Consider the following 23,317-nt stretch of genomic DNA (forward strand, 5'->3'; position numbering starts at 1 on the left):
CGGTCACGTACCCCGGGCCGCGCCCGGCCACCCCCTTCCGTACCCACCCCTCCACGCTCCCGAGGAGCAGCACACCCGTGACCGGACCTCTCCGGCGCTCCGCCATGACCCTGGCGACCGCCCTCCTGGCGACGGCCCTCACCGGCACACCGTCCACGGCGACCGCGGCAACCTCGCCCGGCGCACCGCCCCCGTCGGACCGGGCACTCGCCGCACAGCCCGCCCGGCACGACCTGACCCGCGAGCAGTTCTACCTGGCGCTGCCCGACCGGTTCGCCAACGGCGACGCCTCAAACGACCGGGGCGGACTCACCGGCACCCGCATGGAGACCGGCTTCGACCCCACCGACAGAAAGTTCTTCCAGGGTGGCGACCTCAAGGGGCTCACCGAGCGGCTCGACTACATCAAGGGCCTCGGCACCACCGCCCTCTGGATGGCCCCCGTCTTCACCAACATCCCCGTCCAGGACAGGGGGGACGCGAAGGACGCCACGGCCGGCTACCACGGCTACTGGATCACCGACTTCACCCGGGTCGACCCGCACTTCGGCACCAACGAGGACCTGCGGACACTGGTCGACACCGCCCACGCCATGGGAATGAAGGTCTTCTTCGACGTCATCACCAACCACACCGCCGACACCGTCGACTACGCCGAGAAGGAGTACGGATACCGCCCCAAGGGCGCGTTCCCCTACCTCGACAGCGCCGGCCGCCCCTTCGACGACACCGCGGAAGCCCCCCGGATCGACGCCGACTCCTTCCCGTACACTCCCGTCGCCACGGCACGGACCAAAGTGCCGGACTGGCTCAACGACCCCACCATGTACCACAACCGGGGCGACTCCACCTTTGTCGGCGAGAGCGGTCTCAACGGCGACTTCTTCGGCCACGACGACCTGTGGACGGAGCGTCCCGAGGTCGTCGAGGGCATGAAGAGGATCTACGAGAAGTGGGTCGAGGACTTCGGCATCGACGGCTTCCGCGTCGACACCGCCAAGAACGTCAACATGGAGTTCTGGACCCAGTGGGCCACCGCCCTCGACGCCTACGCCGAGGAGCGGGGACGCGAGGACTTCTTCATGTTCGCCGAGGCCTTCTCCGCCGACGCGACGATCACCGCTCCGTACGTCACCCAGGGCCGGCTCGACTCCACCCTCGACTTCCCGCTCCAGTCCGCCCTGCGCAACTACGTCTCGCGCGGCGGACCCGCCGGCGACCTCGCACACGTCCTCGCCCAGGACCACCGCTACACCACCGACAAGGCCAACGCCTACGAGCAGGTCACCTTCCTCGGCAGCCACGACATGGGCCGGATCGGCACCTTCCTCAACCAGGACAACCCCGGCGCCACCGACGCAGAACTGCTCCGCCGCGACCGGCTCGCCCACGAACTGCTCCTCCTCTCCCGCGGCAACCCCGTCGTCTACGCCGGTGACGAGCAGGGCTTCACCGGCTCCGGCGGCGACGCCGACGCCCGCCAGACCCTCTTCGCCTCGCAGGTCCCCGACTACCTCGACGACGACCTCATCGGCACCGACCGCACCCACGCGACCGACGCCTTCGACCCGGGCCACCCTCTCTACCGGGCGATCGCCCGGCTCTCCCGCCTCACCAAGCGTCACCCCGCGCTGCGCGACGGCGTCCAGATCGAGCGCCACGTCGCCGAGGGCCAGGGCGTCTACGCCTTCTCCCGCGTCGACCCCCGCGACCGCACCGAGTACCTCGTCGCCGTCAACAACGCCGAGGAACCCAGGACCGCCGAAGTCTCCACCGGAGCCGCCCACCAGGACCTCCTCTCCCTGTACGGCACCCACCGGCCCCTGCGCAGCGGACCCACCGGCACCGTGACCGTCACCGTGCCCGCCCTGTCGGCCGTCGTTCTCAAGGCCCGCACCCCGCTGCCCCGCGACGCCGCCGCACCGTCCCTCACCCTCTCCGTCCCTCCGGCCGGAGCACGCGGCACCGTGGAGATCGGCGCGACCGTCTTCGGAGACCCCCTGACCCGTGTGGTCTTCGCCGCCCAGGTCGGCGACGGACCCTGGCAGGTCCTCGGCTCCGCCGACCACGCCCCGTACAAGATCACTCAGGACCTGCCGGGCGACATCACCGCGGGCACCCCGCTGCGCTACAAGGCCGTCGCCGTGGACGGCTCGGGCCGCACCGCCGCCGCCCTCGACACCACCACGAGTGGCGAGAACCCGCCCCCGGTAAGGCCGAAGGCCGAACGCCGGTACGTCGTCGTGCACTACCAGCGCCCCGACGGCGACCACGACGGCCTGAGGCTGCGCACCGCGTCCGGCACCGCCGAGTTCGCCGGCCGCGACGCGTACGGCGCCTTCGCCTGGGTGACCCCGCCCGAGGGAACGACGAGCCTCTCGTTCACCGTGGAGAAGGACGGCGTCCCCGACGGTCCCGAACGCGTCCTCGACGTCACCGCCGCCGGCGAGATCTGGACCCGACAGGGCTCCACCCTGGTCGATGCCACCCGCCCCGCCGCCGCCCAGACCCCCCAGGATCCGGCCAAGGCCGTCATCCACTACCACCGGCCCGACGGCGACTACGACGGGTGGGGGCTCCACGCCTGGACCGGAGCCGCCCACCCGCCCGAATGGAACGACCCGATCCGGCCCGTGCGCCGCGACGCCTTCGGCCTCGTCTTCGAGGTCCCCCTCAGCGAGAGAGCCCTCTCCCTGAGCTACATCCTCCACAAGAAGGAGGAGAAGGACGTCGCCACCGACGAGGCCCTCGACCTCCGCCTCCACGGCCCGGAGGTCTGGCGCATCGCCGGAGACCCCGCCTACCTGTCACCCTCCCTCGGCGGGGCCTTCCCGCTCGACCTGAGCCGCAGCGACGCCATCTGGCTCGACGACACCACCGTCGTCTGGCGCGGTACCGGCACCGGGGTCGCCAGTCAGCAACTCGTCTACGCCCCCGGGGGCATCGCGCTCACCGACGGATCCCTCTCCCACGAGGGCCGGTGGCTGCGTCTCACCCCCACCACGCTCTCCGCCGACCAGCGAGCACGCCATCCCCGGTACGAGGGCTGGTCGGCCTTCGCCCTCGACCCCCGCGACCTCGACCGAGCCGCCGAGGCACGACAGGGACAGCTCATCGCCACCCAGCGGGCCGCCGACGGCGCACTCCTGGGCGCGACCGCCGTCCAGCAGCCCACCCACTGAACCGCCACTCTGGAAGGGACCCAGACGTGCACGAGCCACACACCCCCGCGCGAGCCGCACACCCCACCGCCGCACACCGCGTCGCACGCCCCGGAGCGCGCCTGGCCGTCGCCACCGCGGTCGCGCTGATGGCGACGGCCGTCGCCGCCCCCACACCGGCGGCGGCCGACCACCGGACCCCGCCACCGCCTTCGGACCGGGCACTGGCCGCACAGCCCGCCCGGCACGACCTCACGCGCGAGCAGTTCTACTTCGTGCTGCCCGACCGGTTCGCCAACGGCGACACGTCCAACGACCGCGGCGGCCTCACCGGCAGCCGTCTGGAGACCGGCTTCGACGCCACCGACAAGGGCTTCTACCAGGGCGGCGACCTCAAGGGCCTCACCCAGCGGCTCGACTACATCAAGGGCCTCGGCACCACCGCCATCTGGATGGCGCCGATCTTCAGGAACAAGCCCGTCCAGGGCGTCGGCAAGGACGCCTCCGCCGGCTACCACGGCTACTGGATCACCGACTTCACCCAGGTCGACCCTCACTTCGGCACCAACGACGACCTGAAGAAGCTGATCGCCACCGCCCACGCCAAGGGCATGAAGGTCTTCTTCGACGTCATCACCAACCACACCGCCGACGTCATCCGCTCCGGCGAGAACCGGTACGCCTACCGGAGCAAGGGCGCCTACCCCTACCTGGACAGCACCGGGCGTCCCTTCGACGACACGACCACCGCCGCCCCGGTGGACGCCGACAGCCTCCCGTACACACCCGTCGTCCCTCCGGCGGAGCGGGACGCCAAGAAGCCCGCCTGGCTCAACGACCCCACGATGTACCACCACCGGGGCGACTCGACCTTCGTCGGCGAGAGCGGCCTCTACGGCGACCACACCGGCCTCGACGACCTGTGGACCGAACGCCCCGAGGTCGTGCGCGGGCTCGCCGAGATCTACCAGCGCTGGGTCAAGGACTTCGGCATCGACGGCTTCCGCGTCGACACCGTCAAGAACGTCGACATGGAGTTCTGGACCCAGTGGGCCACCGCCCTGGACGCCTACGCCGCCCGGCAGGGACGGAGGGACTTCCTCATCTTCGGCGAGGTCCTCTCCTCCGATCCCGCCGTGACGGCCCCTTACGTCACCCGGGGCCGGCTCGACTCCACCCTCGACTTCCCCCTCCAGCAGGCCGTCCGCGACGTCGCGTCGATCGGCCGCCCGGCCTCTTCCCTCACGGACGTCTTCGCCCAGGACTACCGGTACACCACCGACAAGGCCAACGCCTACGAGCAGGTGACCTTCCTCGGCAACCACGACATGGGCCGCATCGGCGGGTTCCTCCGCAAGGACAACCCCGGCGCCGACGACCGGGAACTCCTCGCCCGGGCCCGCCTCGCCAACGAGATCATCTTCCTCTCCCGCGGCAACCCGGTGGTCTACTCCGGTGACGAGCAGGGCTTCACCGGAGCCGGCGGCGACAAGGACGCACGCCAGACCCTCTTCGCCTCGCAGGTCCCCGACTACCTCGACGACGACCTCATCGGCACCGACCGCACCCACGCGACCGACGCCTACGACCCCACCCATCCGCTCTACCGCTCCATCGCAGGCCTTTCCCGCCTGACCAAGGAGCACCCCACCCTGCGCGACGGCGTGCAGATCCAGCGGTACGCGGACGCGGGCGGCGCGGGAGTCCACGTCACCTCCAGGATCGACCCGAAGCGGCGGACCGAGTACCTGGTCGCGGTGAACAACGCCACCACCCCACGGACCGTCACCTTCCGCACCGGGACGTCCCGCACCTCCTTCACCCCGCTCCTCGGACAGGCCACGACGGTCCGCAGCGACGCCCACCGCGAGGTCACGCTCACCGTCCCGGCCCTGTCCTCGGTGGTCCTCAGGGCCGGGACCCCCCTGGACACCTCCCGCACCGCACCGGCCCTGACCCTCAAGGCCCCGGCAGCCGGAGCGACCGGCACCGTCGAACTCACCGCCGACGTCCGGAGCGGAGAACTGAGCCGCGTCGTCTTCGCCGCCCAGGTCGGCGACGGACCCTGGCAGGTTCTCGGCTCCGCCGACCACGCCCCGTACAAGGTCACCCAGAACCTGCCCGGCACCACCCCCGGGGGCACCCCGCTGCGCTACAAGGCGGTCGTCGTCGACGACCGCGGACGCATCGCGAGCAGCAGGGCCGCCTCCGCCGCGGGCGAACCCGCCGCGCCCACCCGCCCCAGCGCCTTCGAACGCGACTACGCCGTCGTCCACTACCGGCGCCCCGACGGCGACTACACCGGCTGGAAGCTCGTGACCGGCGGCACCACCGCGGAGTTCACCGGCCGGGACGCCTTCGGCGCGTTCGCCTGGGTCAAGGTCACCTCCGCCACCGGCAGTGTCTCCTACACCGTCGAGAAGGACGGCGCGACGGACGGGCCCCCGCGCACCGTGGAGCTGCGGCGCACCGGAGAGGTCTGGATCGAGGCGGGGGCCGACGGCCAGTCCGAGACCGTCCCGGCCGGGGGCTACCCGCCGCAGGACGAGCGGAAGGCCGTCGTCCACTACTACCGTCCCGACGGCGACTACACGGGCTGGGGGTTGCACACCTGGACCGGCGCCGCCGCTCCCACCGACTGGTCCCGGCCCCTGGCCCCGGTCAGCAGCGACGCCTTCGGCGCGGTCTTCGAGGTGCCGCTGGCCGAAGGAGCCACGTCACTCAGCTACATCGTCCACCGGGGCGACGAGAAGGACGTCCCCGGCGACCGCTCGCTCGAGTTCGGCTCCCACGGCAAGGAGGTGTGGCTCGTCGGCGGCGACACCGGCTACCTCCTGCCCGGCAACCGCACCACGCCGGACCTCGACCTCTCCCGTTCTGAGGCGACCTGGCTCGACGCCACCACCCTCGTGTGGGACGTCAAGGCCACCGACTCCACCAGCCAGCAGCTCGTCTACGGTGCCCCGGGAAGCATCGAGGTGGAGGAAGGGGCCCTCACCGACGAGGGCCGCTGGCTGCGGCTCCTTCCCACGGTCCTCACCGAGGAACAGCTGTCGGCCCGCCCGGAGCTGGCCGGCCGTCAGGCCTTCTCCGTCGACCCGCGCGACCGCGATCGGATCGGGGACGCGCTGCGCGGGCAGCTCGTCGCCACCCAGCGGAACACCGCGGGTGCCCTCCTCGCCGCCACATCGGTGAGCGGCACGGACCCGCGCTGGCTCGACCCTGAACGCGTAGTGTCCCCGAACGGGGTTGATGCTGTTGGCGAATCGGGGTTCTGGCTCCGCTCTTGTGGTCTGGTCACGCTGAGGGATCCATCGCCGCCTTCGACAATGGGAGTCGGCGAAACCCATGAGGCTCGTATGATCGCGAGGGGACGAGGCTCGTAGCGCAGCGGTTGTCGCGCCTTCACCGCATGTGGGAGGACGCCGGTTCGAATCCGGCCAGCCCCATCCTGCTCGTCAGCGCTTGCGACCCGGCCATGCTCGTAGGCCGCGCCATGTGTCACAAGGGTTGAGTCAGAACCCGAATTCGGGCATCGATCACTGGCCCCGCCGACTGCTCGGCGGGGCCAGTGCTGCCAGGTGGGATGTCCGGGCGCGGGCGTGGGACCGGTTGGAGGTTCAGGCGTCGACGCGGGCAAGATTGATCGCGGTGGCGGTCAGCCGGGACTGGAGCCGGGTCTTGGCAAGCCCGCGATAGCGGCATCGCCGCAGGCCAGTGGTGTGCACGGCTTGGGCGATGGTGCCCTCGATGCCGACCCGGGTGGCGTCGGCTGCATCGACACCGACACCCTCCCCATAAGAAAACGGCGGTTCCCAAGCCCCATGACCGGGTCTCGGGAACCGCCGTCACGTAGTGCCCCCGAATTCGCCAACAGCATCACGGGAGTCCGGGGGGCACGCGCGTTCGCGTGTCCGTCCGGCCTCAGCCTCGCGAGAGCGCGTAAGGGGCCCCGGTACGGCGCAGTGTCTCGCCGCGGCGCCGTATCAGAGCCGGCTCCCGCAGCTCGCGGGTGAGAAGCAGCCCGGCCAGCTCCTCACCGGGCACCTCCGGGCGCAGGGCGCGTACCGCGTCGATCAGTGCGGCTACCGACGGCGCGTCAGCAGCCGGAGCGCCATTCAGGAGCCGGTCGAGTGCGCGGGCCGAAGGCCCGGACGGCGCGGGCGGCCCCGCCGGCACCCCGAGAAGCGGTCCGGCCGCTTCGGCCGGGAGCAGCGTCGCGTATCCCGCGAGCTCCTTGTCGGGTGCGATCAGCAGCAGGTGCTTGGTGAGCAGCGCCGCCTCGGCGAAGGGGGCGGGGGAGGCGACGGGGGCGAGCGTGGCCGCCGGAAAGCCGAGTACGCAGCCGGCGTGGAGCAGGATCTGCCGGACGCGTACGGACTCGGGTGCGTCGGCAGTATCGGGCAGCAGTTCTGCGGTTCTGGCCAGGAACCGGGCTACCACGCCGTCGGCCTCCCGGGTGTCCAGGGCATCACCGCCCTGGAAGTACCGGCCGAGGTAGGACCGCCACCAGGCGAGCTGCACCGCGTAGAGCCCTGCCACGACCTCTTCGTACGCCCTACGGGCCATCGCGTCCCGCTCCGCGAGTCCGCGCAGCAGCGGCACGAGCTCGCGGTAGACCAGCCGGATCCAGGTGTGGGGCGAGCGCTGCACGCCCCAGCACTGCTCCCGCACATGGTCGGCGAGGACCTCCTCGACGCTGCTCACGCCAGCGGCGAGGTCCGTACGCATCCCAATCGGCGTGACGTCGAACCTATAGAGGTGATCCTCCGTCAACGGGGCACGTGGAACAGGCAGTTGCGTGTCGATGAATCGCTCAAGCTCGGCGAACTCGCGCAGGAGCGGTTCGGACGCGACTGCGATCCGGGGGTGCAGCGGGTCCGCGAACCGGCCCTTGATCTTGGCGATCTCCTCGGACAGTGCCTGATAGAGGAAGACCTTGTCGAAGCGGTAGCTGAAGGAGAGCCCGACGTAGGGGAAGACGGTGCATCCCCGGCACTCCGGACGGAAGCCGACCTCCTCGTCCCTGACCCGCCGGAACTCCTCGTCCCGTACCAGCTCCGCCAAGTTCCGGTCCCACGCCACCGAGTTGTCGAAGGCGTGGTAGCAGGGCAGGACGAGTCGCCCGTCGGGACCGACCGTCAGGATCCGCTTGTTGGCGTAGCACTGCGTCGGAGCGCTCGGGTCCCGCGTCTCCACGTACTTGCGGAAATGCAGGTTGACCAGCGAGAACGGCGCGTACAGAAGACCGAGCAGCAGATCGGGGAGGGAGCCGTCGTCCGGTCCCGACGCCTCGGCGCGGGACGGTCCGCAGGAGCCCGCCACCGGCTTGCCGTTCTGCTCCACGAGCTTCAGCTTCCGGGCCGTCCTGCGCACGTCACGGACGGTGTCCTGCGCGTCGAAGTACTCGAACATGGTCGAGAAGTAGACGGTCACCCGGTTCTCCTGGGCGAAGCGCAGCAGGTCGGGTACCTCGTCCACGTTCTCGCGGGTGACCACGCAGATGAGTTTTAGGTTCCCCGCACCGGAGGCGACGATCCCCCGGATCACGTCCAGGGCCCGGTCGAGCGTCGGCACGCCCCGGATCGCCCGGTAGCGTTCAGGCCGCAGCGTGTCCAGGGACACGTTCATGGTGTCGACGTAGGGCACGATCGCGTCGATGTGCTTGGCGAACCGGATGCCGTTACTGGTGATCTCGACGGTCATGCCGAGGGACTTCGCGTACTGGACGATGCCGTCGATGTGCGGGTGGAGCACGGGCTCACCGCCGGTGAAGTCGACGTAGCGGACGCCGAGCGCGTGCAGTTCGTCCAGGATCCTGCGGCCCTGTTCGAGGGTGAGTTCCTCGTAGCCCTTGAACTTGTCGTCCTGCCAGACATTGCAGTAGCCACAGAGGGAGTTGCAGCGGAACGTGATGTAGAAACGGGCCGACTCGAAGGAACTCGCCACGGTCGCGGCGGTGGGAATCACGGTGTCTCTCCGTCCGAGGAGGAGGCGCGCCGGCAGGGGCCGGGCGCGCAGGGAAAGGCCCGGCGCCGGTGCGGCGCCGGGCGAGGGGACGGCCGGGCTGGGGATGGCCGGGCTGGGGATGGCCGGGCGAGGAGGGGAAGGCCGGTGTGGACGGCTCAGGGGAGCGGCGCGCCCCGGGCGGCCGTCCACAGCGCGTACCACTCCTCGTGACCGAGGCCGGGCGGGCGCCCCACCGCGTCGCGGCAGGCGCGGATCCGTTCCGGACGGGACGTTCCGACCACCGGAACGATCCCGGCCGGGTGACGCTGGAGCCACCACAGCACCACCGTCTCCGGGGTGGTGCCCTTGTCCTTGGCGAGCCGCGCCACGAGCGCGGCCGCGGGACCGGCCTGCGGATCGGAGAAACGACCGCCGGCGAGCGCTCCCCAGGCCTGGAGCTCGATGCCCCGCTCGCCGCAGTACTCCACCGTGCCTGCGGGGAAGCCGACCCCGGCGCCCGCCGAGGTGTTCACGAGCACCCCCTCCTCCACCCAGTCCCTGCGGTGGAGGCTCATCTCCAACTGGTCGACGGCCAGCGGCACATCGAGGAAGGACTGAAGACGCGCGATCTGGGCGGCGTTCATGTTGGACACACCGAAACGGCGCACGAGACCCTGCCGGTGCAGGGAGGTGAGCGCCTCCGCGAGCTCCTCCGGGACGGCCAGCGGGTCGGGCCGGTGCAGCAGCAGGACGTCGACCGCGTCGGTCCGCAACCGGGCGAGGCTCTCCTCCACCCGGCGCAGCACGCTCGGGCCGCGCAGGTCGTACAGTCCTGGCCGGCCCTCCTCGGGGAGCCGGATGCCGACCTTGGTCTGGAGGGTGATCCGGTCGCGCAGCCCCGGGGTCCGGGACAGCACCTCGCCGAAGACGGCCTCGGACTTGCCGTACCGGTAGATGTCGGCGTGGTCGAAGGCGGTGATACCGGTGTCGAGCGCCGCCTCCACCGCGGCCTCGGCGCGGGCGATGTCGCCGGGGCCGTACGGCAGGGTGTCCCAGTCGCCGCCGAGCCCCATGCAGCCGTACACCAGACGTTGGCCGCGGGCGCCTTTCGTCATGCGCGTCGGTCCTCCTGGGCCGGTGCCGCGGTTCATGAGCCGGTCACGGCGGCCGCCAGCATCTCGGCGACGGCCAGGACGGGCAACTGCGTGTTGGCTGCGGGCACCGTCGGCAGTACGGACGCGTCCGCCACCCGCAGGTTCGCCACACCGTGCACCCGGCCCTCACCGTCCACCACCGCGGACGGATCGGCGGCGGGTCCCGTCGAGCACGTCCCCACCGGATGCCAGTACGTGCCGAGGCGGGCACGCAGCTCCGCCTCGGGCAGCTCGTGAGCGGGCGGGCCCTCCGGCAGCGCGGCAAACCCCTTCATAGCTGTGGACGCGGCGAACCGGCGGGCGGTCGCCAGCCCTGACCGGAGCACGGCCACGTCGCGCCCCTCCGGATCCGACAGGAACGCCGGATCGATCGCGGGCGACTCGTCCGGGTCGGCGGACCGCAACCACACCCTGCCCCGGGAGACGGGCTTCACGAGGAAGGCCGACACCCCCGCCTCGTACCGGCCCGGGGGAAGGGAGCCGAAGAGCGGCGGCCCCGCGGAGGGAAGGATGTGCAGGTCCCAGCCGTCCGCGGGGGCGTGTTCGCTCGCCGCGCGGACGAGCACACGGTTGACGTACAGCTCACCGGCGCGCTCCTTCTCCGCCAGGGCCGCGTCCAGCTCCGGGGTCGGCACGAGCGGCAGGAAGACGCCGGGCTGGTCGCTCAGGTTCGCCCCCACGCCGGGCAGGTCGACCGCCGGGTCGATGCCGATGTCCTGCAGCCGGTCGGCCGGGCCTATGCCGCTGCGCATCAGCAGCGACGGGGAACCGAAGGTCCCGGAGGCCACCACGTACAGTCCCGCGCGGAGGGTGCGCGGCACGCCGCAGGCACGCACGACGACACCCTCCACCCGGCCATCGCGCAGGATCAGCCGGTCGGCGACGGAGTCCCCGAGCACCGTGAGGTTCGGACGCCGGCGGGTGTCCGCGTCGAGATAGGCCAGCGCGGCGTTCCAGCGCCGGCCGTCCACGGAGTTGATCAGGGGGAGGCCGTGACCGGGCGGGCCGGGCAGGCTCATGTCGACCTCCTGGTGACCGAGTTCCCTGGCCGCCTCGAGGGCGGCCCGGCTCCACGGGGAAAGTTCGCGGTCGGGCACCTCGCGCAGACCCATCCGCCGTACGGCCGCGGTGCGGTACGGCTCCATGGCCGCGAAGCTCCAGCGGCGCCCACCCGAACGCTCCCACTCGACGTGGTCGGCGGCCGAACCCCAGGTGTTCCAGCAGCCGTTGACGCAGGACGAGCCGCCGATCACGCGGCCTCGAAACCGATGGACCGGCACATTGCGCTCCCACACGTCCTCGCGGGGGAGCGCCCGGGAGTCGAGCGTCCTGGCCGGCCAACCGCTCGGGTCCGGTCCGTAGTCTGGCCCCGCCTCGACGAGGCAGACGGAGCGCCCGGCGTCCTCGCTCAGCCGGGAGGCCAGGACACAGCCGGCCACGCCTCCGCCCAGGACGACGACGTCGTAGGAGCCGGCGGTCACTCGGTGTCCTTCGCGGCGGACCGGGGGCCGGTGAGCTCGGCGACCTCGTCGACCAGGGCGGCGCGGCCGATGGCGTCGCTCCCGGTGGCCGGCACGGTACAGGCGTAGGCCCCGGCGACGGCGCCGTGGAGGGCGCACCGTCGCGGGTCCTCCCCCGCGAGGTGGGCGAAGAGGAAGCCGGAGGCGTAGGCGTCGCCCGCGCCGTTGGAGTCCACCACCGGTTCGCGTGGGGAGACGGCGGGGATGTGGACGAGGCCGTCGTCGGCGGTGAGCAGGTAGGAGCCCTCGGCGCCCGCGGTGGCGACGACGACTTCGGCCCGGCCCCGCTCCAGGATCCGGCGCATGGTCCGCTCCGGATCGGGCAGGGCGGTGGTGGAGACGAAGACGATGTCGGCACCGTACGCGAAGGCCTCGTGGTACGGGTTCTCCCCGTCCCAGTTGTGCAGGTCCGTGGAGACGGTGAGGCCGGCCTCGCGCAGCAGGGGCAGGGTGAAGGCGCAGGGGTAGGTGATGGAGACGTGCGCGTGGCGGCTTGCCGCGGCCAGCTTCCGGATCAGGTCGTCGGGGAGGCGGTCGGACTCCTGCGAGCGGCTGTCGTCGTAGAGCGACAGCCTGCGGCCGTCCGGGCTCACGAGGTTGACGGCCCGCTTCGTACCGCCGGGCAGCGGGACCTCGGTGAAGTCGATGCCCCTGTTTCGGTGGAACGCGCGGATGAGATCGCCCGACGGGTCGTCGCCGATCATGTCGACGTGGTGGGTGCGCAGCCCCAGGGCGCTGAGGCCGAGCGCCACGAAGTCCCCGGTCTGGCCCGCCCGGGTCTCGATGCCGGGTCGGATCATGTAGCTGTCGGCGTACGGAAGGGGGAGCTCCGGGACGTACACGATCGTGTCGACGCCCGACCCTCCCAGGACGAGGACGTCGTAGTCGCTGCTCATGGCTGTTCCTCTCGCGTGCAGGTGTTTCAACTACCGCGGATCGCAGATGAGTCAAGCAGTCGGCGATCACGGTCTGCAAGATATTGCGGAAGGTTGCAGGAAGATCTTGCGTCCTGGAGGCGTTCATGGAGCGCGCGTGGCTTCTGCCTGCTCTGGGGCGCGCGGGCCCCATGGCTGGATCCACGGGTCCGGCCACATCTCGGTCGTGGCGAGCAGAGGGTAGAGGGTCGCGCCGTCGATGCCCGACTGGTTCGTCGACCGTTGTGCATCGCGCGGCTTGTGCAGGGCGAGGCCGGCCCGGAAGGTCTCGCGCCGCACGGCAGGCTTGAGCGGTCCTATGATGCTCAACTCGCTTGCGACGGGCGTCGTACGAGATCGTTCCTCGGCCAGGCCGTAAGCGGTGACGTGCAGTGCGCGCCGCCGGTGGGCGAGTTGGGCGGTCAGGGCCGTGCGCTGACAGCGCCAGGGATGGGGTGGGACCGCTCGCGAGCGCTGTCGCGGGCGGTGTTGTCCCAGGAGCCGCGGGCGGGTACCGGCGTCGGCCGGTACCCGCCCGCGTGCGAGAGGGTCAGCTGCGCCAGGTGTCGTTCAGTGTGATCTTGCCGTCGGCGGGGACGGTGGCGGTGCGGTCGGCGCCGCTCTCCCAGGTGACGTTGCCGGAGGCGTCCTTGCGGATGTACTTGTACGTGAAGGACGTGCCGGCGGGCAGCTTCACGTCGAGCTTCCATACCGGGTAGGCGGCGGGGTCGAGCTTGAGGGCCGCCGCGGGTGCCCAGCTGCCGAGGGCGGTGTGGTTGCCGACGACGTAGATGTTCTGGCCGGGTGCGGTGGTGGCGTTGACCGCGAAGGACGCGCCGGTTTCGGTCTGCTGGGTGTTGCAGGGGTTGCCCGTGCCGACGGTGCCGTTCTTGACCGTGATGTCCCCGGTGCCGAGGGCGTAGTCGGTGCCGTTGTTGCTGTCCCAGGTGCCGGAGCCGTTGTTGAAGGCGGCCTTGAGGCCGGTGGCGGAGCCGAGGGTGATGCTCTTCTTCACCCAGCCCGCGCACGCGCTTTCCATGGCGATGCCGGGGGCCGTGGTCCAGGTGCCGCCGGTGGGGGCGTAGTGGATGTTGTGGGCGGGCCAGTTCTTGTCGGTGCTGTAGTAGACGGTGGCCGTGTTGTCACCCGGCTTGTCCGGGGCCTTCGCGCCGATGTGGATGGCGACGGCGTCGTTGCCGCCGATGGTGGCGGTGAACTTGCCGTCCGTGCCGACGGTGTACGTGGTGCCGGTGCAGGCGCCGCTGGTGGTCGGGTCGCCGTGCTGGACGTCGCAGTAGATTCCGGCGGGGAGGGAGGTCTGGAAGGTCTGGGTGAGGGATCCTCCCTCGTGGTTGACGGCGACGAACGCCTTGGTGCCGCGGCCGAAGGCGATGGCGTTGTTGCCGTTGTCCCACCAGTTGGTGAGGCCGGTGCCCTCGGAGACGTTGCGGAAGGCCACCATGTTGGCGATCTGGCGCCAGGCGTGCTGGCAGCTCCAGCCGTCGCTGTAACAGGCTCGGACGTTGCCCCCGTTGGGGGCGCCGGCGTCCCGGTTGGCGAACTCGTACCCGGAGTGGACGGACGGAGCGCCGTAGGGGTGGGCGAGCATGAAGACGTGGGCGAGCGTGTAGTTGGCGCCGTCGCGGTAGCTCAGGCCGGAGCCGTTGCGCTCGGTGTCGTGGTTGGCGACCATGGCGCCGCTCTTGCCGGAGGCCATGTAGCCCCAGGCCTCACCAAAGTTCTTGAGGTAGGACAGCTTCTCGCCGGTCAGGGTCCGCTTGAGGTCGGTGGTGTAGCGGAACTCCTGGACGTCGCCGGTGGCCAGGTACTCGCCAGGCGAGACGGCCTCGCCCGCGCCGTGGATGGCCTCCTGCATCCAGTGGACGCTCTGGTCGGTGAGCTTGCCGCGGATGGCGGCGAGGTCGGTGGCGGGTATGTGCTTGACGGCGTCCATGCGGAAGCCGTCGACTCCCAGGGACGTGAGGTCGTTGAGGTAGCCGGCGATCCTGCCGCGGACGTAGTCACTGCTGGTCTTGAGGTCGGACAGCGAGGGCTGCCCCGTCTCACCGAGTTCGCACTCCTGCACGTTGTAGCGGTCGGAGTAGTTGCTGCCGATGGGGCGGCGGCAGCTGTTGAAGTCGGCGTCCCCGTAGGTGCCGGGGTAGGTGTACTTGCTGTACTGCGTGCCGGCGGTACCGGTGCCCGAGCCGGACGTCATGTGGTTGATCACGGCGTCGACGACGACCTTCACGCCGGCGCCGTGGCAGGTGTCGACCATGTTCTTGAAGGCGGTGCGGTCGCCGAGCGGGCCCTGGATCTTGTAGCTGACGGGCTGGTAGGCGGTCCACCAGGCGCTGCCCTGGATGCGCTCCTGCGGCGGGGAGACCTGCACGTACCCGTAGCCCTTGGGGCCGAGGGTGCGCGTGCATTCGCGGGCGATCGAGTCGAAGTTCCACTCGAACAGGACGGCGGTGACTTTCTTGTCGCCGTTGGCGGTCGGCGCGGCGGCCGCCGGCTGGGCGGACACGGTCAGGGCGGTGGTCAGGCCCAGGATCAGGCCGGCACCCGCCAGAGCGGCGGACATGCGTCTGGAGGCAGATACGGTCGAGCTCATACGGCGGCTCCCGAAGGGGGGTGGGGATACGCGTCGCGGAGGTTACGAGCCCCTCGTTCAGCAAAACATTGCTGTAACTTTCCGCAAGCGTCTGAAAGTTAGGGGCGTCCGTAGCGTCGGGTCAAGACCTCAAGCGCGACCGTCTCGCTCGCTGACACCGGATCAGCAACTTCCCACCGAGCCGCATGAGCCTGGGAGCTGGGCGGGGGTGCGCCCAGGAGCCGGGGCGCGCTCTGCGTCGCTTCCTGAAATTCCGCCCGGCATTGCCGCCGTCCGGTCTCCGTTCCTGCGGCTCCGGCGAGAGTCGCCCAGTGGGGGTACCGGAGCCTGACAGGCGTGGGGCGCCGAAGCCGTCTGACTGCGAACCCTGTTGATGGTGACCGCCGCGCCGGGGCTTCGGAGGAAGCGCTGCAGCCGACGGAGCCGGACGCGTCTCCAGTGGCAGGCGCCGCGCCGGGTCCGTAGTGCGGGAAGGGCCTCGCGTGAAGGGGCGTCCACCAGGTCGTACCAGCCGGCGAATCGCATGCCGTTCGTCAAGTCGTCGTACGGGCTGCGGTTCTCGTGGGCGACCGGACGCTGGAGGGTGGTCCGGGTGGTTTATTCGGGGCGCTGCAGGCGACCTGGCCCAAGAGGTCGGCCAACCGATGGAAGACGTCGATGGGCATGCCGTCCACAGTGAGGAGGTCCACGACTTGGCGAGCGGCCGGGACGGGTAGGCGTCGGGAGTGCCCGAGCGCGGGGCGTACGCGTCATCGGCACCACCTCGGCCCGTAACCAGGAGGCCGTCAGCGCCCTGGGAGCGCTGCCCGTCGACTGCCGGGACGACGGGCAGCCCGCCCCGGGTCACGCAGGCGCTCCAACTGCTTTGTGACAGAACCATCAAGGCGCAGAGCGACCTCGTGTACCCGCTGCTCAGGCGGCAACCGACCGTGGCAGCGCAGGTGAAGTCGCAGGTTCCGGTGTGACGCCAGGGGTTGGCCGGGACGGCACTGCCGGCGGCTTGTCAGCACGTCCTGGCCGCCCTCGAGGAGGCCGCGCGTCGTCGCTGCGTCTGACGGTCACGATGGCGGGGAGAGTGTGGCCAGGCAGTGCTCGGCGGGGCTCCGGTGTAGGCACCGTCGGCGTAAACGAACCCCGACCGATGGCGGGCGTCGACCACCTGAGCGAGCAGTGCCTTCGCGGTAGGCGGTCACCCGGCCGAGGTGGGTCATGCGGTCGGGTTCGCTTATGCGGTTGGATGACCGGTCGCAAGTCGTACCCGACGCAGGCTCCTGACCAGCGTAGGACGCTAATCGAGGCCGCCAATCGATCGGCACTTGCTGTCAGCCGACGCTCGGGGACGCAGGCTCCCACGGCTGGCCCCATGGGTCAGGCCACGCCTCGGCCGCGGCGAGCAGCGAGTCGAAGGTCGCGCCGTCGAAGCTCTCGCGGATGACGTCGGCGTGGCCGCCGTGCCGTGCCGTCTCCTCGATCAGGTGCAGCAGAACCCATCGGATCGACCATTCCCTGACTTCTGCGGGAATCCATGGAGCCCCCTGCGGCACCGGAACGGCTTGCCCGAGGTCCGGAATACCGGCGATCACCGCGTCAGTCCGATCGGCCGCCTCGGCGTACGCGGCCAGGACCTCGGCAAGGGTCTCGTTCGGGGCGAGCCTGAACTCGTCCGCGTCCGACTCGTCTGCTTTTCGCCGCGTCCCGTGCCGCTGAAGGATGAGGTCGGTCCAGAAGGTCTCACACCGTGCGGCGTGCTTGATCAGACCGCCGATGCTCAGCTCGCTGGCAGAAGCCGCCCTGCGGGCCTGCTCCTCGGTCAGACCGTGAGTGGTGACCCGTAGCGCGCGCCGCTGGTGGGCCAGGTAGGCGGTCAGTGCTGTGCGCTCATCGGCGACGGGCGAGACGACTCTCGGCATGGTTGGCCCTTCGCGGAGTGCAAGTTCTTGCAGCAGGCTTGATTACGACCCTACTGCCGCTTCCCGGCCGGCGTACACCGGGCCGATCGGCCGATCCTCCATCGCCCGCGGCGTCGAAGGGCCCGATGGGCCCCGATCCGGAAGTCGACGACGTGCACGTGTGGGACGCCGACTGGCGATGCAGGGCACGCGGACGGCGGCACGCCTTGGCCTTGCGAAAAAGTTTGAAATTCCTTTCATGGAAGGGTTGACCGACCCTTTCTCCAGAAGGGAGGGTCAGCCCCATGCCCGCACACGTACCGCCGATCGCCGACGAGCGCGAAGGCCTGCTCGCCTACCTCACCCAGCAGCGCCAAGCCCTGCGCGCCACCGCCCATGGGCTGACGGACAATCAGGCGAGGGTGACGCCCACCGCCAGTGAACTGAGCATCGGCGGCCTCATCAAACACGCCGCTCGATGCGAGGCCGGCTGGACCGACCTCATCCTCCAACGGCAGCGCGGCCAGCAGCGGACGGCGGACGAGAGCGACTCCGCCGAATTCGCGCTCACCGCGGAGGAGACGCTCGCCGATGTACTGGACCAGTACGAGGCCGCGGCCCGGGAGACGGACGCTGTGGTCGCCGAAATCGCCGATCTCGGCCAGGCCGTGCCCGTCCCACAAGGACTGCCATGGTTCCCCGCAGACGTGAAGAACTGGTCCGTTCGCTGGGTGCTGCTGCACCTCATCGAGGAAACCTCCCGACATGGCGGTCACGCCGACATCATCCGCGAAACCATCGACGGTGCCACCCTGTTCCCGCTGCTGGCCGCCGCCGAACAATGGCCCGACCCATGGTTCCAGCCCTGGCAGGGCCCGACCGAAACGACAGCGTAGGCGGCTATTGTCTTTGTGGGCTTGAGGGCGCCGGCGCCGGGCTGGTTCACCCTCACGAAGAGTGTGGCCGGGCCAGGCGGCGTGCCATGAGCTGTGTCATCGATCAGTGGACCTCGGCCTCCGGCTCCACGATGCCGGCCGAGGTGGCCTTCACTCCCATCAGCCGACCAAGAGTGGCGATCACGGCGGGACACCTGCGGTCATTGATCGGCTTGCCGCCGTCGAAGCCGCGAGTGTAGGCGCCGACGACGGCGTCCACCTCGACGGACTGGGAGTCGATCACGCCCCCGATCGGCTCCGGATCCCGCCCGGCCCGCTCGCGGATTCTGCGGCGGAGCCGATCGTGGAACTCCATGATCGGACCGAGGTCGCGCACGGGGCGGAAGAAGGCGTAGACCCGGTCTCACTGTGGGAGATCGGCCAGCATGGGCCGCCATTCTGTTCCGTTGTCGACAATCTAGCGGACCGCATCCATCACTTCGGCTGTCCGCAGCCAGTCAGGCACGGGCAGCAGCGGCAGACCATCGCCCACTCCGCATCTGACATGGCCGTCGGGTAGTGAGAGTGCAACTCGGTTCCAGGTGAGGCGTATGCCGTCGGGTCGCAGAGATGGAGTCGGAGCGAGATTCTCGACAGCGCATGGCCTCGGATATCGCCCGACCGTGCGTCAGCGGTCGCGCGTAACGCCCATCGTGCACGTAACGCACAACGATCTCGCGGCCGTTTTGCGGCTCGCCTGTCGCTGACCTGCGGTTTCCTTTGACCTGTTTTGTCTAGACCTGTTTCTTGTGACCCATCATGTGGAGTGCGTCGCGATCCTTGAGCCGGCCGATAAGGACCGTTGACCTGTGGCTTTACTCGGTGTGCGGGATGTGCGCCATGCGCGCCACGGGCGAAATCCTGACGCGCAGATGACGCTCTCCGAGGTGTCTCGACGCTCATGTGACGCTCGTTCTGATGGAGCGTCGGGTGCATCTCGGGATGCTGTGACCTGGGCTGCAGTGGGTTCGCTTGTTGGCGCGTACGGTGTGTGCCACGTCCGACCGTGTACCCGCGACGTTCGAGGAAGGTGGCGATGCCACCGTGCCGAGCGATTCACCGTCGCCTTAGAGGTCATCTCATTTGGCGAGTCTGCGGTAGCAGATGAGGGTGCTCGTGCATGCGACGAAGTGGTCGGCCTTGCGTTCGTAGCGTCGGTGGAGGCGGCGGCAGAAAGCGATCCAGGCCATCGTGCGTTCGATGGTTCAGTGGTGGCGTCCCAGCCGTTGCGAGGACTCGACTCCCTATGTTCACCGAGTCGATCGCGCACCGCGACCAGTCCAGCTCACCGCGGGCACCGGGTTCGTCGAGGACCAGGCAGTGGAGGCTGGCCCACACCCTTGCCTTCGACCACTCGGCGAACCGCCGGTGGGCGGTCGCTCCGGACGGGCCGAACGACGCTGAAGGCAGCTGCTGCCGGGTACAACCCGACGTGGCCACGAAGACGATCGCGGCCAGCACTTCCCGGTCGCCGTGCCGACGCCGACCACCGCCCTGCGGCCGCGACGGCGCCTCCGGCACCACCCGCTGGAACAACTCCCACAACTCGTCCGGCACCAGGACGGCGCGCTCTTGATCCTTTAGGAGCTCCAAAGGGCGCAGATCGCCGGCCTTCCGGGCGGCATTCGCTGTACCGCGACATAGCACGCACGCTGCCGGCCCGTCAGGGAAGCCGCAGGTCCCGCAGCTGTCGCCGGGAGGTGATGCTCAGCTTGCGGAAGATGCTGCGGAGGTGGGCCTCAATGGTGCGCGGGCTCAAGAACAGCTGTGCGCCGACCTCCCGGGAGGTCGCCCCGGTAGCTACCAGCCGGGCGATCGTCAGCTCCTGTGCTGTGAGCGCGTCCGAGGGCTGGGCGGACCGGCTGCGTGGGTACTCGCCGGTGGCGCGCAGCTCGCGTGCGGCGCGTGCGGCGAACGCTTCCGCACCCATGTCCGACAGCATCTGGTGGGCGGTGCGGAGCTGCTGGCGGGCGTCCTGGCGGCGGCCCTCGCGGCGTAGCCACTCGCCGTAGACGAGATGAGTCCGGGCCAGCTGGGTGGCCACTCGGCAGTTGCGTAGCTGCTCGATCGCCTCGCGGTAGTACTCCTCGGCGGCCGGGCCGGTGCTGACCAACGCCCGTGAGCGCGCTGCCAGCCCGAGCCCCCACGGGGTGCCGCTGGCCAGCGCCCGTGAGCTGAGCTGGTCCAGCGCAGCGGTCGCACGCTCCGGCCGGCCGCTCCGGCATGCCGCTTCAATGAGCTCGGAGTGGGCCAGGTTGCTGTGGGTCAGCTCGTCGGACTCGAAAGCCCGCGTCGCAGCGACCAGAGCCGCCGGGTAGTCGCCCAGACCGTTGTGCAGCACCGCCATGGCGTACTGCGCCAGGAAGTCCTCAGTTCGGCCCCCACGTCCAGCCGCTTCCCGGACCATGGTCGTGTGGACCTCGGTGGTCTCGTCCGAGCGGCCGCGCCAGGCAGCCAGGATGAGCTGGCCGTGGAGCACGGGCACAGTTCTGGTCGCGGCGGCGATCGCGGTCTGCTCGGCGGCCCGGGAGAAGTCACCGGAGAGCACCAGCATGACGGACTGGACGAGCAGTGCTGCCGGGAGCGTGGCCAGCGCGCCGGCTTCCCTGACCAGCCGGACATGACGAGCGGCCAGCGCGTGCACCATCCGGTCGTCGAAGACCGACATCGCGGTCCGGCCGGCCAGCCACAGCCAGCGGCGGTCGTCGCCGTCGTTCACGACATGGTCGTCCCGCTCGTGACGATTGAAGGCGTCCAACGCCCGTCGCAGCCCGGGCACTCCTGCCGCGTAGCCCTGCGTGAACGTCGTCACCAGCCCGTCGAGCAACAGATCCACGGGCCTCGGCGACTCCGGTGGTGCGGGCGCGGCCCGGGCTGCGTCGGCCACCGCACGCACGCCGCCGCCGGGTCCGCGGTCGCCAGTAACGATCGCCGCATCGAGCGCGTCCAGGTAGGTCTCCCGGGACAGCGCCGGGTCCAGCGGGGCGAGGCTCTTGGCGGCGTCCAGCAGCATCCGCGGCCCCTCGCCGCCCCTTGCCCCGTGGAACGCGATCCGAGCACGCAGCAGCTCCAGGCGGGCCTGCGCCACGGCGTCCAACGGCCCGGCCGCGGCGACCGTCAGCAGCTCCAGGGCCTCGGACGCACCGGCCTCGTGCTTGGCGTGCGCAGCTTCCAGGGCCCGTTCCGCCCGGACGGCCGGCCCAGGGGTCAGCTCGGCCGCACGCTTCAGGAACGCCGCCGCGGCGGCCAACCCGCCGCGGGCGCGGGCCCGTCCGGCCGAACGCTCCAGCTCCGCGGCGGCGTCCTCATCAGTGCCCACCACCGCCTGCGCGCGGTGCCAGGCACGCCGGTCCGGATCGACCTGCTGGTCGGTGACGGCGGCCAGCGCGCCGTGCGCACGACGCCGGTCGGTCGGTGTGGCCGCCCGGTAGACCGCCGAGCGCACCAGCGGGTGCCGGAACCGCACACGCAAGTCGAACTCCAGCAGCCCGGCGGCCTCCGCGGGCGCAGCCGCCTCGCGGGCGATCCCCAGCTCCGCGGCCGCGCGCCACAGCAACGCCACGTCCCCGGTCGGCTCGGCCGCGGCAACCACCAGCAGCATCCGCGCGTCGGCAGGCAGGCTGTTCGCGCGGCGCCGAAAGCCGTCCTCGATCCGGCGGGGAACGCTCACCACGTCCGGCAGCTCGAACCCGCCCGCGAACTGCACCGCCGGGGCACCCCGGGGTAGCTCCAACAACGCCAGCGGATTGCCGCGCGCCTCGGCTACGATCCGGTCGCGCACCACATCGTCCAGTGGTGCGCGGACCGCGGTGGCCAGCAGCGTCTGGGCATCGGAGGCCCCCAGCCCCGCCAGGCGCAGTTCCGGCAACCCGCTGAACGCCTCGACGTCGGTCATACCGGGATCGCGCAGCGCAAACACCATCACCACCCGCTCGGCCCCCACCCGCCGGGCCACGAAAGCCAGAACCTGCGCAGACGCCTGATCGAGCCACTGCGCGTCATCGACCACACACAGCAACGGCCCGTTCTCGGCCAACAGGCTCAACACCGCCAACCCCACCAGGAACCGGTCCGGCGCAGCACCCTTGCGCAGCCCGAACGCCACCCCGAGCGCGGCCTGCTGCGGCTCGGGCAGCTCGACCGCCCGCGCCAGGAACGGGGCGCACAACTGGTGCAGACCCGCGAACGCGAACTCCGCCTCGGCCTCCACCCCGGCCGCGTACTGAACCCCGAATCCCGCTGCCACGGCGGTCTCCCGCATGTGCTGCAGGAGGGCGGACTTGCCGATGCCGGCTTCCCCGCGCACCACCAACACTCCGCTGTCGCCGCCCTGCGCCCGAGCCAGCAGCTGCTCGAGCGACGCCTGCTCGGCGCGCCGTCCCACGAGCATCGCCTGGTCCTCCCCTGGCGCCGACACGGTGCCTGTCCGGTAATTGTCACCGACGCGAAGCGCGCGGGCAGCACCGGGTCGTCAAGATGCCAGCCTCTCCCGCGCCAGGGTCGGTGACGGGATAAGGGATTTTCACCGACGCGGACCAGGCGCCTTCCCCGCGACTCTGAGAGCCGACAGCAGAGCGACCGGGAAGGGAGCGACCACCGTGATCAGCACCGAGGTGCTCTTCCCCGCCGACGAGGAGTCCTCCCGCTACTACAAGCCCGCGCAGGCCGACGTCCTGCGCCGCGGAGGGCTCCTGCTCCGCCCGCATCCCGGCCGGGTCCGGACTCCGCGGGTCTGTGTCACGCCCGGCAGAGATCGGGTCACGGCTCCCACGCCGCTCAGGCCGACCGTGCCGCAACGGCACGATGCACATTCCGGGCGCGATCACCGCAGTCGCCCCGTCGAGAATCCCGGAAGGCCATGAACCAGCAACACATCACCCGACGCAGCGTGCTCACCACCATCGAAGTCACGGCCCACCGCTTCCGCCGGGACCTGCCCGACGCGCAGTACGTGGAGATCGACGGCGCCCCGCACGGGCTGCTGGGGACTCACGCCGACGAGGTCGACGCCGCCCTGCTCGCCTCCCGGGGAGACCCGCTCCCTAAGGGCGTCCGCCCCGGTTCGGAGGAGTCGCCATGACCACGGCCACCGTCGTCTCGACCGGCGCATCGCCCCGCGGCGCCGACCTCGGCGTGCGCCCGCGGCGAGCGCCTCGCCCATACGCTGCCCGTGCCGTGGCA

Annotated in this window: 9 protein-coding genes, 1 tRNA gene and 5 pseudogenes; 5 read left to right on the plus strand and 10 right to left on the minus strand. The window is 70.7% G+C overall.

The genetic code is table 11. The features are described 5' to 3' along the window. Nucleotides 1-104: 104 nt before the first annotated feature. From IE140_RS14405 to IE140_RS14415, 3 genes and pseudogenes are all read left to right on the plus strand, one after another. Nucleotides 105-3,167 (plus strand): annotated as a pseudogene (locus IE140_RS14405) (alpha-amylase family glycosyl hydrolase); the annotation flags it as partial. 143 nt (nucleotides 3,168-3,310) lie between these two features. After that, nucleotides 3,311-6,355 (plus strand): annotated as a pseudogene (locus IE140_RS14410) (alpha-amylase family glycosyl hydrolase); the annotation flags it as partial. Between the two features lie 181 nt (nucleotides 6,356-6,536). Beyond that, nucleotides 6,537-6,610 (plus strand) — tRNA-Ala (locus IE140_RS14415). Between the two features lie 174 nt (nucleotides 6,611-6,784). Here IE140_RS14415 and IE140_RS14420 read toward each other — a convergent pair. From IE140_RS14420 to IE140_RS14455, 7 genes and pseudogenes are all read right to left on the minus strand, one after another. After that, nucleotides 6,785-6,922: pseudogene (locus IE140_RS14420) on the minus strand (transposase); the annotation flags it as partial. 163 nt (nucleotides 6,923-7,085) lie between these two features. Next, nucleotides 7,086-9,131, minus strand: coding sequence for a radical SAM protein (locus tag IE140_RS14425; protein ID WP_167533411.1), 2,046 nt, complete (start codon nucleotides 9,129-9,131; stop codon nucleotides 7,086-7,088). A 155-nt stretch (nucleotides 9,132-9,286) separates the two neighbouring features. Then, complete coding sequence (locus IE140_RS14430) at nucleotides 9,287-10,225, minus strand: aldo/keto reductase (protein WP_229826786.1); 939 nt, start codon at nucleotides 10,223-10,225, stop codon at nucleotides 9,287-9,289. A 32-nt stretch (nucleotides 10,226-10,257) separates the two neighbouring features. Then, nucleotides 10,258-11,745 carry a GMC family oxidoreductase gene (locus tag IE140_RS14435; protein ID WP_167533412.1) on the minus strand — a complete coding sequence of 496 codons (1,488 nt, stop codon included), beginning with the start codon at nucleotides 11,743-11,745 and terminating at the stop codon, nucleotides 10,258-10,260. After that, nucleotides 11,742-12,680 carry an adenosine kinase gene (locus tag IE140_RS14440; protein WP_167533413.1) on the minus strand — a complete coding sequence of 313 codons (939 nt, stop codon included), beginning with the start codon at nucleotides 12,678-12,680 and terminating at the stop codon, nucleotides 11,742-11,744. Before IE140_RS14440 ends, IE140_RS14435 begins: the two co-directional genes overlap by 4 nt. A 568-nt stretch (nucleotides 12,681-13,248) precedes the next feature. Continuing rightward, nucleotides 13,249-15,282, minus strand: coding sequence for a carbohydrate binding domain-containing protein (locus IE140_RS14450; protein WP_229826787.1), 2,034 nt, complete (start codon nucleotides 15,280-15,282; stop codon nucleotides 13,249-13,251). Between the two features lie 1,352 nt (nucleotides 15,283-16,634). Further along, nucleotides 16,635-17,222 (minus strand): DinB family protein, encoded by a 588-nt coding sequence (locus IE140_RS14455; protein ID WP_150193028.1) that lies wholly within the window; start codon nucleotides 17,220-17,222, stop codon nucleotides 16,635-16,637. A gap of 284 nt (nucleotides 17,223-17,506) precedes the next feature. Here IE140_RS14455 and IE140_RS14460 point away from each other — a divergent pair, with 284 nt between their 5' ends. Then, on the plus strand, nucleotides 17,507-18,097 hold the full coding sequence (locus IE140_RS14460) for a DinB family protein (protein WP_150193029.1): 591 nt from the start codon (nucleotides 17,507-17,509) through the stop codon (nucleotides 18,095-18,097). 103 nt (nucleotides 18,098-18,200) lie between these two features. Here the strand turns inward: IE140_RS14460 and IE140_RS14465 are convergent, their stop codons facing one another. The 3 genes and pseudogenes from IE140_RS14465 to IE140_RS14475 all read right to left on the minus strand — a co-directional run bounded on the left by IE140_RS14465 (nucleotide 18,201) and on the right by IE140_RS14475 (nucleotide 22,553). Next, complete coding sequence (locus IE140_RS14465; RefSeq protein ID WP_150193030.1) at nucleotides 18,201-18,452, minus strand: hypothetical protein; 252 nt, start codon at nucleotides 18,450-18,452, stop codon at nucleotides 18,201-18,203. Between the two features lie 763 nt (nucleotides 18,453-19,215). Further along, nucleotides 19,216-19,696: pseudogene (locus IE140_RS14470) on the minus strand (transposase). A gap of 103 nt (nucleotides 19,697-19,799) precedes the next feature. Next, nucleotides 19,800-22,553, minus strand: coding sequence for a BREX system ATP-binding domain-containing protein (locus IE140_RS14475; protein WP_150193031.1), 2,754 nt, complete (start codon nucleotides 22,551-22,553; stop codon nucleotides 19,800-19,802). A gap of 483 nt (nucleotides 22,554-23,036) precedes the next feature. On the opposite strand from IE140_RS14475, the pseudogene IE140_RS14480 reads away from it, so the two are divergent. After that, nucleotides 23,037-23,216, plus strand: a pseudogene (locus tag IE140_RS14480) (alpha/beta hydrolase); the annotation flags it as partial. Nucleotides 23,217-23,317 lie beyond the last annotated feature (101 nt).

Origin of the sequence: Streptomyces parvus (assembly GCF_014648875.1) — a bacterium.
GTDB classification, from domain to species: Bacteria; Actinomycetota; Actinomycetes; order Streptomycetales; family Streptomycetaceae; genus Streptomyces; species Streptomyces parvus.

Excerpts from the sequence above, each read along its gene's own strand:
- IE140_RS14430 (WP_229826786.1), bottom strand. The coding sequence starts at position 10,225 with ATGACGAAAGGCGCCCGCGGCCAACGTCTGGTGTACGGCTGCATGGGG.
- IE140_RS14440 (WP_167533413.1), bottom strand. The coding sequence starts at position 12,680 with ATGAGCAGCGACTACGACGTCCTCGTCCTGGGAGGGTCGGGCGTCGAC.
- IE140_RS14450 (WP_229826787.1), bottom strand. The coding sequence starts at position 15,282 with ATGTCCGCCGCTCTGGCGGGTGCCGGCCTGATCCTGGGCCTGACCACC.
- IE140_RS14455 (WP_150193028.1), bottom strand. The coding sequence starts at position 17,222 with ATGCCGAGAGTCGTCTCGCCCGTCGCCGATGAGCGCACAGCACTGACC.
- IE140_RS14460 (WP_150193029.1), top strand. The coding sequence starts at position 17,507 with ATGCCCGCACACGTACCGCCGATCGCCGACGAGCGCGAAGGCCTGCTC.
- IE140_RS14465 (WP_150193030.1), bottom strand. The coding sequence starts at position 18,452 with ATGGAGTTCCACGATCGGCTCCGCCGCAGAATCCGCGAGCGGGCCGGG.